11 protein-coding genes are annotated in these 12,489 nt (G+C 71.8%); 3 read left to right on the top strand and 8 right to left on the bottom strand.

The genetic code is table 11. The features are described from left to right. From cseC to LRD69_RS13460, 5 genes are all read right to left on the bottom strand, one after another. Positions 1-1,404 (bottom strand): two-component system sensor histidine kinase CseC, encoded by a 1,404-nt coding sequence (gene cseC, locus LRD69_RS13480; RefSeq protein ID WP_277326814.1) that lies wholly within the window; start codon positions 1,402-1,404, stop codon positions 1-3. Continuing rightward, positions 1,401-2,105: a two-component system response regulator CseB gene (gene cseB / locus LRD69_RS13475; RefSeq protein WP_277326813.1), complete on the bottom strand. Its 705-nt coding sequence runs from the start codon at positions 2,103-2,105 to the stop codon at positions 1,401-1,403. Before cseB ends, cseC begins: the two co-directional genes overlap by 4 nt. Positions 2,106-2,159: 54 nt before the next feature. Beyond that, positions 2,160-2,771 carry a hypothetical protein gene (locus LRD69_RS13470; RefSeq protein WP_277329726.1) on the bottom strand — a complete coding sequence of 204 codons (612 nt, stop codon included), beginning with the start codon at positions 2,769-2,771 and terminating at the stop codon, positions 2,160-2,162. Positions 2,772-2,839: 68 nt separating this feature from the next. After that, positions 2,840-3,490: a SigE family RNA polymerase sigma factor gene (locus tag LRD69_RS13465; protein WP_277326812.1), complete on the bottom strand. Its 651-nt coding sequence runs from the start codon at positions 3,488-3,490 to the stop codon at positions 2,840-2,842. Positions 3,491-3,678: 188 nt separating this feature from the next. Next, a complete protein-coding gene (locus tag LRD69_RS13460; protein ID WP_277326811.1) occupies positions 3,679-4,581 on the bottom strand; it encodes an A/G-specific adenine glycosylase in 903 nt (300 codons plus the stop codon). Positions 4,582-4,930: 349 nt separating this feature from the next. Between LRD69_RS13460 and LRD69_RS13455 the strand changes: the two genes are divergently transcribed. Then, a complete protein-coding gene (locus tag LRD69_RS13455; protein ID WP_277326810.1) occupies positions 4,931-5,731 on the top strand; it encodes a hypothetical protein in 801 nt (266 codons plus the stop codon). A gap of 122 nt (positions 5,732-5,853) precedes the next feature. Here the strand turns inward: LRD69_RS13455 and disA are convergent, their stop codons facing one another. Then, positions 5,854-6,978 carry a DNA integrity scanning diadenylate cyclase DisA gene (gene disA, locus LRD69_RS13450; protein WP_277326809.1) on the bottom strand — a complete coding sequence of 375 codons (1,125 nt, stop codon included), beginning with the start codon at positions 6,976-6,978 and terminating at the stop codon, positions 5,854-5,856. 79 nt (positions 6,979-7,057) lie between these two features. Beyond that, positions 7,058-8,470, bottom strand: coding sequence for a DNA repair protein RadA (radA, locus tag LRD69_RS13445; RefSeq protein WP_277326808.1), 1,413 nt, complete (start codon positions 8,468-8,470; stop codon positions 7,058-7,060). Between the two features lie 167 nt (positions 8,471-8,637). Here radA and LRD69_RS13440 point away from each other — a divergent pair, with 167 nt between their 5' ends. Beyond that, positions 8,638-10,455 carry a hypothetical protein gene (locus LRD69_RS13440; protein ID WP_277326807.1) on the top strand — a complete coding sequence of 606 codons (1,818 nt, stop codon included), beginning with the start codon at positions 8,638-8,640 and terminating at the stop codon, positions 10,453-10,455. 27 nt (positions 10,456-10,482) lie between these two features. Here LRD69_RS13440 and LRD69_RS13435 read toward each other — a convergent pair whose 3' ends face one another. After that, positions 10,483-11,331 carry a hypothetical protein gene (locus tag LRD69_RS13435; protein WP_277326806.1) on the bottom strand — a complete coding sequence of 283 codons (849 nt, stop codon included), beginning with the start codon at positions 11,329-11,331 and terminating at the stop codon, positions 10,483-10,485. 40 nt (positions 11,332-11,371) lie between these two features. Here LRD69_RS13435 and LRD69_RS13430 point away from each other — a divergent pair, with 40 nt between their 5' ends. Then, positions 11,372-12,319: a Ppx/GppA phosphatase family protein gene (locus LRD69_RS13430; protein WP_277326805.1), complete on the top strand. Its 948-nt coding sequence runs from the start codon at positions 11,372-11,374 to the stop codon at positions 12,317-12,319. Positions 12,320-12,489: the final 170 nt, after the last annotated feature.

Below are 12,489 nucleotides of genomic sequence, written 5' to 3'. Positions count from 1 at the left end.
TCAGCTGCCGTCCGGGGAGGCGTTCGGCCCCGTGCTCCACGTGCTCCCCGTGCCGCGCGGCTCTGCCCCGCCCTCCGCCTTGCGCTGTTCGGCGAGCTGGAGGACCGGGAAGCTGCCCGTGTTCGTCGGGGCGTGCTCCGGCAGCCACAGCACGGCGACCGCGCCGCCGGCACCCTCCGCCGCGCCCTGCGGTGCCGCGTTCCGGAAGGTCAGCCGGGCGCCGAGGACCCGTGCCTGTCCGGCCGCGATGGTCAGCCCCAGGCCGTGCCCGTGCCCGGCACGGTCGCTGCTTCCGGTACGGAACCTGCTCGGGCCCTCGCGCAGCAGCGTCTCCGGGAAACCGGGTCCGTGGTCGCGTACGCGCACCACCCGGCCCTCGACCGTGACCTCCACGGGAGTCGAACCGTGCTTGGCGGCGTTGCCCAGCAGATTGCCGAGGATGCGTTCGAGACGGCGCGGATCGGTGTTGACCCACGACTCGTGCACCACCTGCACCCGCACATCCGGGTCCAGCAGCGCGACCCGCCGGCTGACGAACTCGCCGAGCGCGATCTCCTGCAGCTCGGCCCGTTCCGACGCGCTGTCCAGCCTGGCCACCTCCAGCACGTCCTCGACGAGCGTGCGCATCGCCTGCGCCCGGTCCCGTACGAGCTCGGTGGGGCGGCCCGGAGGCAGCAGCTCGGCCGCCGTCAGCAGCCCGGTCACCGGTGTGCGCAGCTCGTGCGCGATGTCCGCGGTGACCCGGCGCTCAGCCTCGATCCGTTCACCCAGCGCGTCCGTGAGGGCGTCCACCGCACGGGCCAGCTCATCGGTCTCGTCCCCGATGAGTCCACCGATGGCCTCCCTGACCCGTACCTCCGTATTGCCCTGTGCGACCTTTCCGGCCGCGGCCGCCGCCTTGCGCAGCCGGCGCGACAGCTGTCCGCCTATCAGTACGCCCAGTGCGCAGCCGCCGAAGACCACCGAGACGGAGCCGATGATCAGCGCCCGGTCGAGATCGCCCATGATCGTGGCGCTGCGGTTGGCGAAACGGGTGTGCAGCGACAGCACATCGCCGTTGGCCAGCGGCACGGCCGCCCACACATCGGGCACCCCGTCCGCGTACTCGTCGACATGCGTGGCGCGCCGGTTCCTGCTGGTCTCCGCCCGCAGGCTCTGCGGCATCGTCGGGTCGTTGAGCTTGGCACCGAACTTGGGGTCGGCGTTCTTCGTCTTCGTCGCCTCGTACAGCAGCTGCGCATACGTCAGCCGCTCCAGCTGGACCTCGCGGGCGTTCTCGAGCATCGAGACGCGTGCGGCGTTGTGCACGACGAGGCTCAACGCGACCGCGATCAGCGCGCCGACCGCCGCGATCGCGATACTGATCTTCCAGCGGACCCCTGTCCGCAGAGCCAGCCGGTTCATGCCTTGAGCTTGTAGCCGAAGCCGCGGACCGTCTCGATCCTGTCCTGCCCGATCTTGGTGCGCAGCCGCTGCACATGGACGTCCACGACCCGGGTGTCGCCGCCCCAGCCGTAGTCCCAGACCCGTTCGAGGAGCTTGTCGCGGGAGAGCACCGTGCCGGGCGCGGACGAGAACTCCAGCAGCAGCCGCATCTCGGTCGGGGTGAGCGCCACCTGCTCGCCGCTCTTGCGCACCTCCATGCCCTCGGTGTCGACCTCCAGATCGCCGAAGACCAGCACCCCGCCGACCGGCTGCGACTCGGTCTCCGCGCCGCCCGGCTGCCCGCCCGAGGCATGACCGAAGCGGCGCAGCACGGCGCGGATCCTGGCGACCAGTACGGCGCCGTCGAAGGGCTTGGTGACGTAGTCGTCGGCGCCGGCCTCCAGGCCGAGCACCACATCGATCGAATCGGCGCGGGCCGACAGCATGATCACGGGCACCGTCGACTCGTCCCGGATGCGGCGGCACAGGCTGACCCCGTCCAGGCCCGGCACCATCACGTCGAGCAGCGCGATGTCCGGCCGGTGGGCACGGAACGCCTCCAGACCGGAGAGGCCGTCAGGCATCGCGGTGACCGTGAAACCGTCCCGCTCCAGCGCCAGCTGGGTGGCCTCACGGATGACATCGTCGTCCTCGACGAACAGGACGTGGGTCTCGGCCATCGACTGCTCTCAGCTCTCGGTTCTCGGCTCGTGCCGTGCTCTGCTCCGGCGGTCTCAGCTCTTCGCCGGCTCCGCGGCGGCGGGGAGATCCGCTTCTCCGTTGCCGACGGCCCTGTTGAAGTCGTTGTGCACCCGGTCGTGCTCGCTGAACCGGTTGCCTGCCCAGTGGTACGTGACCACTTCCTCGCCGGACGGGTACGCGACGGCGTCCTTCTTCTCGTACACCTGGGTCGTCACCACCAGGTCACCCCGGTCGATGGTGCCGTAGATCGCGGGCTGTTCCATGGTGAAGACGTTCTCGTACGTGCCGTTGCTCCGCGGGCGGTACACGTAGGTACCGACCCCCACCGAGTCGCCGCAGGTCATCACATTCACCACGACGTCCGCCGGCGATCCGCCGGTCAGCGTGCCGTACGAGCTGTCGACCGGGTACTCGTTCCCCGTGCAAGGCTTCAGGTCCGTCCTGACCCGCTCGCTCACCCGGGGGTCCTGCTTGACCAGCTGGACGGCGTCGACGCGCCGGTCGGCCTTGCCGGTGGGAGGGGCGGTGACCGACGGTGTGACCTGGGCGACCGGCTGGGTGCCGGCCGGCCCCTCGTCACGGGTACCCGTACCCCCGGTGGAGCAGCCGACGGCGAGCAGGCCGAGCGCGGTGAGACCGGCCATGGCCGTACTGCCCGCCGCCCACCCGGTGAGCCGGTTTCCGCCCCTGCCGGACGCCCCGCCACTGTCTGTCAGGCCGCGCACCGTTCCCGCCCCCGCTCGTCATGCCGCCGGTCCGCCTGTTCGCGCACCTGCGCCCGTACTCGTGCACGCTCCGGAACACGGGCGGCCGGAACGCGGTCGCCGGCCGTGCGGCCCTGGGCCTCACGGGCCCTGGCTTCCCTGCTCATGGCCTCGCGGCTCTCCAGCTCCTGGCGCAGTCGCGCCAGCGCCCGGTGCAGCGTGCTCTTCACCGTACCGGCCGACATTCCGAGCGCCGCAGCCGTCTCCTCCGTGCTCATCTGCTCCCAGTGTCGCAGCACGACCACGCTGCGCTGCTTGGGAGCCAGCACGCTCAGGACGTCCATCAGCAGGGCACGGTCGGCGCGCTGCTCGGTGCCGTCCTCGATGCTGGCGTCGGGCAGCTGCTCGGTGGGAACCTCCTCCAGCCTGCGGGCCCGCCACCACTCCGTACGCGTGTTGATCATGACGCGGCGCAGGTAGGCGTCGGCGAGGGACTTGTCCGCGATGCCGTCCCAGCGGCCGAACGTCCGTGCCAGGGCGGTCTGCAGCAGGTCCTGCGCGTCCACCGGGTCGGGGACCAGACGGCGCGCGCTGCGCAGCAGGGCCTCCTGCCGGGTGCGTACGTACTCTTCGAATTCGAGCACCTCGCCCTGCGCCATTCCAACCGCCTCCGTCCCCGTAGATCCCCGTGTGACCTCAGCCAGCCGCTGATCGCGTGAGCTGACGGTCGGAGACGTTACGGAGCGGTTGTCACGGCGCTGTCCGGAGCAGCCATAGGCCGATGCACGGCTGTCCATCGGTTGTGTAACAGCGGGCGGGAGCCCACCCGACCCGAAAGCGGGAGGATCTAACTGAGCGGCAGCCGGTACTGTCCGCCCGGAAGCGGTTCGACCAGGCCGTCGGCGACCAGGCCGTCCAGCGCGCGGGCCCGTTGCACCGGCTCCTCCCATACGGCGTCCAGCGCCGTCTGCGGCACCGGGGTCACCGCCTCACGCAGCACGGCCAGCAGCCGGCCGCGCACCTGCCGGTCCGTACCCGCATAACTCTGACCGCGACGCGGGGGCCCCTGGTGCTCGGGCTTCCCGGCCAGCCGCCACGCGCACTGCGTGGCGATGGGGCAGCGCGTGCAGTCCTCGTTCTTCGCGGTGCAGACCAGCGCTCCGAGCTCCATCGTCGCGGCTGCCCAGCGGGCCGCGCGTTCGTCCTCGTCGGGAAGGAGCGCGCGGGCGAGCTTCCGTTCGGCGGCGGTGGTCGCGTTCGGCGGGTACTGAATGCCGGTCGCGGCCCGGGCGAACACCCGGCGGACGTTCGTATCGAGGACGGCATGGCGCTGCCCGTAGGCGAACGAGGCCACGGCTGCTGCCGTGTACTCACCGATCCCGGGCAGTGCGAGCAGCTGACTGTGCTCGCTCGGTACGTCGCCCCCGTGCCGTTCAGTTATTGCCTGCGCGGCTCCGTGGAGGCGCAGGGCTCGCCGCGGGTAGCCGAGCCTGCCCCAGGCGCGGACCGCTTCGCCGGGCGGCTCGGCCGCCAGGTCGGCGGGGCGGGGCCAGCGGGCCAGCCACTGTTCGTACACCGGGAGAACCCGGTTGACGGGGGTCTGCTGCAGCATGAACTCGCTCACCATCACACCCCAGGCACCCGCTTCGGGGCGGCGCCAGGGCAGATCGCGGGCGTGCTGGTCGAACCACCCGATGACGGGAGTGTGGAGGGAAGTGGGGGGCGTCTGTGTCGCAGTCATGGCAGTCATCGCTCGTCGATCCTGGCACGGAAGGGCGCACAACGGTCATGGCAGCAGGGGTGTCGCCCCTCTTGAGGGCTCTTGGGGTGATATTGCCACCCGTCTGTCCCCACAGCGAGCCCGGCCGGTGCCCCTGCACACGGACTTCGGCTCCTCCTCCGGGACGGCGGTCCAGTTCCGCTCGGTGACAGAGCGTAGGCGTCACTGCAGAGTAGTCACAGTGGGTGACTGTCAGGCGTCTCACCTGCGGAAACGCGGCGGTGGAACGCGCCGTTCCATGATGATGATCCGCAAAACTTGAGGATCGGAGCGGCGGGTGGGGCGGGAGTTGGCGCAGAACTCTCGTACAGTTTGGGCCGTGGGATCTCTGCGTAATCCGATCGGGCCGCTTCCCTCCTCCATCTACTGGCGACGGAGGGCCGTGGCGGCTGCGCTGATCGTGCTGCTCGCGCTGCTGATCGCATGGGCCGTCACGTCCGGGGGCGGCGGGAAGAACATGGACGACTCCCGGCCCAGGGGCTCGGGCCCCGCACAGTCGATCACCCCCGGACCCTCCGGTTCCGGTCCGGCCATCAGTCAACGGCCGGGCGGACGCGACGAGTCGGGCGACTCCGATGGGAGCGGCGACAACGGCAGCGGTACGGACGAGAGTTCCGGCGGGACCGGCGACGGCGGCAACGGCGCGGGATCCGGACCGGGTTCGGGCGGCGCGTCCGGCGGCAGTGAGGGCCAGCAGATTCCGGCCGGGTCGTCGATCCCCTACTGCTCTTCCTCCGCACTGCAGTTGACCCTGCGCACCGATCTCAACTACGGCCCCGGCGAGAAGCCCGAGTTCGAACTGGTCGCCAAGAACACCTCGTCCCTCACCTGCAAGGCCGACCTCGGGCCGAAGAGCGCGGTGCTGACCATCACCGAAGCCGGCGGCGACGACAACGAGGTGTGGTCCTCCAAGGACTGCCCGCGCAACGCCGGCCGGGTGCTCCTGAAGGTCCCGGCGGGCGAGACCGTCGTCCACACCGTGGAGTGGGACCGCAGGAAGAGCTCCCCGAACTGCGCGACGCCGCCCGCGGGGAACGCGGGACCCGGTACGTATCTCGTCGAGGCGAAGGCCCCCGGCGAGCCGGTGCAGCGCGCCTCGTTCGTCCTCGCGAAGGACTGAGCGGGCACAGCCGACGAGCAGCATGGGCGACCGGACCCCGGAACGAGGTCCGCGAGACGCAGAGCGGGGCCCGGTCCACCGACCGGGCCCCGTGACGTTTCGCAACCGCTGAACGGCGACCGCTACACGTACCGCTCAAGGATCGACGACTCGGCCAGCCGCGACAGCCCCTCGCGCACGCTGCGCGCCCGCGCCTCGCCGACCCCGTCCACCGTCTGGAGATCGTCGACGCTCGCCGCGAGCAGCTTCTGCAGGCCGCCGAAGTGCTCCACCAGCCGGTCGATGATCGCCCCGGGCAGCCGCGGCACCTTCGCCAGCAGCCGGAAGCCGCGCGGGGAGACCGCCGAATCGAGGGTCTCGGGCGAGCCGCTGTACCCCAGGGCGCGTGCCACGACCGGGAGTTCGAGCAGCTCGGTGTGGGAGAGCCCGTCCAGCTCGGTCAGCGCCTCCGTGACCGTGCGGGACCGCTTGGCGGTCGGCTCCGGCACGTAATCGCGCACGACGAGCTCGCGCTCGGGCTCGACGCCGGCGATCAACTCGTCGAGCTGGAGGGAGAGAAGACGGCCGTCGGTGCCCAGCTCCACCACGTACTCGGCGATCTCGGTCGCGATCCGCCGGACCATCTCCAGGCGCTGTGCGACGGCCGTTACGTCCCGCACCGTCACCAGGTCCTCGATCTCCAGCGCGGAGAGCGTGCCCGCGACCTCGTCGAGGCGGAGCTTGTACCGCTCCAGGGTCGCGAGGGCCTGGTTGGCGCGCGAGAGGATCGCGGCGGACTCCTCCAGGACGCGGCGCTCCCCGTCCACGTACAGCGCGATCAGACGCATCGACTGCGAGACCGAGACGACCGGGAAGTTGCACTGCTTGGAGACCCGGTCCGCCGTGCGGTGGCGGGTGCCGGTCTCCTCGGTGGGGATGGAGGCGTCCGGGACCAGCTGCACGCCGGCCCGAAGGATCTTCGTCATGTCCTTGTCGAGGATCAGCGCCCCGTCGAGCTTGGCGAGCTCGCGCAGCCGCGTCGCGGTGAACTCCACGTCCAGCACGAAGCCGCCGGTGCACATCGACTCGACGGTCTTGTCCATGCCGAGCACGATCAGCCCGCCGGTGTTGCCACGGAGGATGCGCTCCAGGCCGTCCCGCAGGGCCATTCCGGGCGCGACGGCGCTCAACGAGGCGCGCATCAGCGCCTCATTACCGGTGCCTTGGCCGGACTTTCCGGGCGATGATGCCCGGTCGTTGGCTGCCACTGCACTCCTCCGGTCACAGGTTTGCGGTGCCCTACGTCACTCATACCGTTCGTACGGACGGGCGAGACCAGGGCAAAGTCTACCGGCGCGCGTTGTCCTCCCGTGGGGCCTCCGGGCGAGACCGGCGCGGGAGCACTCTGAGCGCGTCGCCGACGTTGGCGACTTCCGTGACCTTCATGCCGGGCGGGACCTTTCCGGGATCGGTCGGAACCAGCGCGTGCGTGAAGCCCAGACGGTGTGCTTCGGCCAGCCTGCGCTGCACCCCCGTAACCCTTCTGACCTCGCCCGCGAGCCCCACCTCGCCGATCGCCACCAGGTTCTTGGGCAGGGGTGTGTCGCTTGCCGCGCTGGCCAGCGCCAGCGCCACCGCGAGGTCCGCGGCGGGCTCGGAGAGCTTCACGCCACCGACCGTCGCGCTGTAGATGTCCCGCTTGCCGAGCGCGCTGATCCGGCCGCGCTGCTCCAGAACGGCCAGCATCATCGAGACCCGGGACGTCTCCAGACCGGAGGTCGTGCGCCGGGGCGAGGGGATCTGTGAATCGACCGTCAGCGCCTGCACCTCGGCGACGAGCGGGCGCCGCCCCTCGAGCGTGACCGTCAGACAGGTGCCCGGTACGGGCTCGTCACGCCGGGTGAGGAAGAGGCCGGACGGATCGGCGAGGCCCGTGATGCCCTCGTCGTGCAGTTCGAAACAGCCGACCTCGTCGGTCGCGCCGTACCGGTTCTTCACGCCCCGGACGAGCCGGAGGCGCGCATGGCGGTCGCCCTCGAAGGACAGCACCACATCGACGAGGTGCTCCAGCAGCCGGGGCCCGGCGATCGCACCGTCCTTGGTCACATGGCCGACCAGCAGCGTGGACATGCCGCGCTCCTTGGAGGCGCGGATGAGCGCTCCGGCGACCTCCCGGACCTGCGCCATGCCGCCGGGCGCACCCTCGATCTCCGGCGAGGCGACCGTCTGCACGGAGTCGAGGACGAGCAGGGACGGCTTGACCGCGTCCAGATGGCCGAGGACCGCGGAGAGGTCGGTCTCGGCGGCGAGGTAGAGGTGGTCGTTGATCGCCCGGATCCGGTCGGCGCGCAGCCGCACCTGGCTCGCGGACTCCTCCGCGGTGACATAGAGGGTGCGGTGCTCGTCACTGGCGGCCTTGGCGGCCACGTCCAGCAGCAGCGTCGACTTGCCGACGCCCGGCTCGCCCGCGAGCAGCACCACGGCCCCGGGGACCAGCCCGCCGCCGAGCACCCGGTCCAGCTCGTCGACCCCGGTCGACCGTGCGGTGGCCTGCCGGCTGTCGACCTGGCCGATGGGCAGTGCGGCCGAGCTGACGCGGCCGGCCGCCGTCGTCCGTACGGCAGGGGCGCCGCCGAACTCCTCGACCGTCCCCCACGCCTGGCACTCGGGGCATCGGCCGAGCCACTTGGCGGTCGTCCAGCCGCATTCGGTGCAGCGGTAGGACGGCCGGTCCTTCGCGGATTTCGTACGGGCAGCCATGGCGCCACCGTATAGGTGAGGTCTGACAACGCTGCCCGGGGCGGGTGCGCAGGCGCTCGCGACGGCGGGTGCGGGGAGTGCGGGCAGGGTGCGGCCGTCCGCAAAGCCCTGCCGGAGTCGAATATTCCTGTCCCCTTTCGAGGCATACGTTCATCCGTAAGGGTTAAATGTGCGCAAGGGGTGCCAAGGGCATGCCCGGCCCTGCCTACGGTCGCCAGGTGACGAGCAGCAGGCTGGAGATCCACACGCACACCACCGGCGCACACCGGGCCCAGCGCCGTGCGCCCCGGTCGTCGCCGAAGCGAACGCCCGCCCGTTACGAGGCGTATCTCGACGGCCTGTTCACCTACTGCCTCTCCGTGCTCTGCGATCACGACGGAGCCGTCGAGGCGCTGGGCACCGTGCTCGCGCTCGCGGAGCGGCAGGACGGGCGGTGCCCGAAAGGTGAGGAGGAACGTAAAACCTGGATGTATGCGCTGGCCAGGTGGACGTGCCTGCGCAAGCTCGCCGAGCAGAAGCGGGGCCGCCAGGCGCACCGCCATCAGCCGGCCAAGCACCAGTGCAGGACGACGGCGGCCGCCCACGGGGCGCGTGCGCAATCCGGTAAGCCCCCCGCGCCCGTCCCCGCCCCCGCAGCCGCTGCGAACGCCCCCGAGACCGATGCGGCCGCCGAGGCGCACCGCCGCGAACTCGCCCAGCTCGCCTGGCCCGAGGCCGCGGGCACCACCCCCGAGCAGCGCGAGGCGCTCGAACTGGCGGTACGCCACCACCTCGCCCCGCGCGCCGTTGCCTCCGTCCTCGGGCTCGACCCCGCGACGGCCCGCGAGCTCCTCGCCACCGCGGCCTGCGAGGTGGAACGCACCCGGGCCGCCCTCGCCGTCGTCGAGACCGGCAACTGCTCCACCGTCGCCCGGCTCACCGGCGACCACCGTCTCCTGCTTTCCGCCCCCCTGCGCCGCGAGCTCGTCCGCCACGTCGACGACTGCCCCCGCTGCCGCCGCGTCGCCGAGCGGGCGGGCGCCGAAGGCCCCTGGCCGGGTGCGACCGTCAGCCCGGGCGCCGCACTTCCGGTCGTCGAGGCCCCGCGGCCGTCCGCGTACGTGGCGATGATCCACGCCCAGAGGAATCGGTCCGGCACTCCGCGCTTCGACCGGACGGGCTTCCCGCTGGATCCGAAGGACCACGCCGCGCGCCGGGACCGGCTGCGGGCGAGAGTCGTGACGACGACGCTGGTGGCCACCGTCGTCGCCGCCCCTGTGATCGCGCTGTGGTCCGCCTACCGGGGCGCGCCGCTGACCGGCGAGGGGCATGACGGCTCATCGGTCGCCGCGACCGGGACCGACGACCGGAGCGACCTCGACGGCGACCCGTACGACCGCTACGAGAACGCGGGCAACGCCAGCCCCCAGCCCGGCTCCCGCTTCCAGGACGGCAGCGGCACGCCGGACGTGTCCGCCGAGGTGATCAGTTCCGGAACGGGGCAGCACGGCCCCGGCAGATTCGCCGTCGCGGCCCGCTCGGTCGGCGACACGACGCTGATCACGCTGACCGCCTCGGGCGGTGCACCCGTGGCCTGGTCGGCACGGGCGGACGCCCCCTGGCTGCGCCTCAGCAGGCTGTCCGGAACCCTCGCCGCGGGCGAGAGCGTCACGATCCGGGTCTTGGTGGACCATGCGCGGGAGCCGGCCGGGGCCTGGAGCGCGCACATCCGTCTGGCGCCGTCGGGCTCGACCGTGATGATCAGCGGACACCGGGCGGTGGCGGCGGCGTCTCTACCGGCCAGGCCCACCCAGCCGTCCCATCCGTCGACTCGGCCCCCGACGTCGCCCGGCCCCTCGGAGACGGCCGAGCCGTCGCCCGATCCCACACCGCCACCGACGGACCCGGCGCCCTCCCCGGACCCGTCGGGCTCGTCGAACACGCCCGCTCCGTCCGATCCCGCCGACCCGGGGACAAGCCCGAGCGACCCGGCACCGACGGGCTGAAGCACGCCTTCAGCCCGCCCCGGCTGCTTAGGGCTGCACCGGATCCGCCGGATGCGGCGCCATGGGCAGCAGCGACGAGAGCCGCTCCTCGCACAGTTCGGCCAGACGCTCGTAGCCCTCCTTGCCCATCAGCTCGGTGAGCTCGGGCCGGTACGACACATAGACGGGCTCCCCGGCCCCGTGCGCCGAGGTCGCCGACGTGCACCACCAGTGCAGATCGTGCCCGCCCGGACCCCAGCCCCGGCGGTCGTACTCGCCGATGGAGACCTGGAGCACGCGCGTGTCGTCGGGCCGGTCGATCCAGTCGTACGTACGCCGGATCGGCAGCTGCCAGCACACGTCCGGCTTGGTCTCCAGGGGCTCCTTGCCATCGCGGAGCGCCAGAATGTGCAGCGAACAGCCGGCCCCGCCCGCGAACCCGGGCCGGTTCTGGAAGATGCAGGACCCGTTCCAGCGACGCGTCTGGCGTTCTCCGTCGTCGTCGAGCTGGACCCAGCCCGTCTCCGTACCGACATCGTGGAACTGCCACAGATCCGGGGTCAGCCGGGAGACGTGTTCCGCCACCCGCTTCTCGTCGTCCTCGTCGGAGAAGTGCGCCCCCAGCGTGCAGCACCCGTCGTCCGCACGGCCCGCCTGGATGCCCTGGCAGCCACTGCCGAAGATGCAGGTCCACCTGGAGGTCAGCCAGGTCAGGTCGCAGCGGAAGACCTGTTCGTCGTCAGCGGGGTCGGGGAACTCGACCCAGGCGCGTGCGAAGTCGATCCCCTTCTCATCCTCGGACCGGTCCGGCCCGTTCACTTCCGGCTGCTGCATCTCCTGCTTCGTTCTCTGCTTCTTCGTGACTTTGCCCGGCTTCGCCTTTTTCGTCTTTGGCACAGGCCAAGAGTAAGTCCGCGAGGGCAGTAGCGTTCCGGCTATGAGACTCGGAGTCCTCGACGTGGGGTCGAACACGGTTCATCTGCTGGTGGTGGACGCGCATCCCGGCGCCCGCCCGCTGCCCGCGCATTCGCACAAGGCGGAGCTGCGCCTGGCCGAACTCCTCGACGCGGACGGGGCGATCGGCCCCGAGGGTGTGGACCGGCTTGTCACGACGATCGCGGATGCGCTGCAGGCCGCCGAGGACAAGGGCTGCGAGGACGTGCTGCCGTTTGCCACGTCCGCGGTGCGGGAGGCGAGCAACGCCGACCAGGTGCTGGCCCGGGTACGGGAGGAGACCGGCATCGACCTCGCCGTCCTCAGCGGTGCGGAGGAGGCCCGGCTCACCTTCCTCGCCGCCCGCCGCTGGTTCGGCTGGTCGGCGGGGAAACTGCTGGTCCTGGACATCGGCGGCGGCTCGCTGGAGATCGCGTTCGGTATCGACGAGCAGCCCGACGCCGCGGTGTCGCTGCCGCTCGGGGCCGGACGCCTCACGTCCGGCTGGCTGCCGGGCGATCCGCCGGACCCGGCCGAGGTGAAGGCGCTGCGCCGCCATGTGCGGACGAGCATCGCCCGTTCGGTCGGCGAGTTCAGCCGCTTCGGCCGCCCCGACCATGTCGTCGCGACCTCCAAGACGTTCAGGCAGCTCGCCAGGATCGCGGGCGCCGCACGGTCCACGGAGGGCCTGTACGTGCAGCGTGCGCTCACCCGCAAGGCGCTGGAGGAGTGGGTGCCGAAGCTGGCGGCGATGACCGCCGACCAGCGGGGCCGGCTGCCCGGGGTCTCCGAGGGACGGGCCGCGCAGCTGCTGGCGGGGGCGCTGGTCGCGGAGGGAGCGATGGACCTCTTCGGGGTGGAGGAGCTGGAGATCTGCCCGTGGGCGCTGCGCGAGGGAGTGATCCTGCGCCGGCTCGACCACCTTCCGACAGCGGCCGCGGCCCTGAACTGACCCGCACCACCCGCCCGGCGGACCCCGGCGCGAAGGGGACCCGTCGGGTGGCCGGCTTCCGCGCCCAGGGCCGTCGGGGGCCCCGCGGACCTGCCGGGGGCACCGGGCGCCGACCATGGTGCTGCTCACTTTCCGCCCGAGCTCCTCGGTGGCACGCACAGCCTCCCCGT

The sequence above is a fragment of the Streptomyces sp. JH14 genome, assembly GCF_029428675.1.
Taxonomy (GTDB): domain Bacteria; phylum Actinomycetota; class Actinomycetes; order Streptomycetales; family Streptomycetaceae; genus Streptomyces.
This window is presented reverse-complemented; position numbering and strand designations above follow the sequence as displayed.

Excerpts from the sequence above, each read along its gene's own strand:
- cseB (WP_277326813.1), bottom strand. The coding sequence starts at position 2,105 with ATGGCCGAGACCCACGTCCTGTTCGTCGAGGACGACGATGTCATCCGT.
- cseC (WP_277326814.1), bottom strand. The coding sequence starts at position 1,404 with ATGAACCGGCTGGCTCTGCGGACAGGGGTCCGCTGGAAGATCAGTATC.
- LRD69_RS13440 (WP_277326807.1), top strand. The coding sequence starts at position 8,638 with ATGTGCGCAAGGGGTGCCAAGGGCATGCCCGGCCCTGCCTACGGTCGC.
- LRD69_RS13465 (WP_277326812.1), bottom strand. The coding sequence starts at position 3,490 with ATGGCGCAGGGCGAGGTGCTCGAATTCGAAGAGTACGTACGCACCCGG.
- radA (WP_277326808.1), bottom strand. The coding sequence starts at position 8,470 with ATGGCTGCCCGTACGAAATCCGCGAAGGACCGGCCGTCCTACCGCTGC.
- LRD69_RS13460 (WP_277326811.1), bottom strand. The coding sequence starts at position 4,581 with ATGACTGCCATGACTGCGACACAGACGCCCCCCACTTCCCTCCACACT.
- LRD69_RS13430 (WP_277326805.1), top strand. The coding sequence starts at position 11,372 with ATGAGACTCGGAGTCCTCGACGTGGGGTCGAACACGGTTCATCTGCTG.
- LRD69_RS13470 (WP_277329726.1), bottom strand. The coding sequence starts at position 2,771 with ATGGCCGGTCTCACCGCGCTCGGCCTGCTCGCCGTCGGCTGCTCCACC.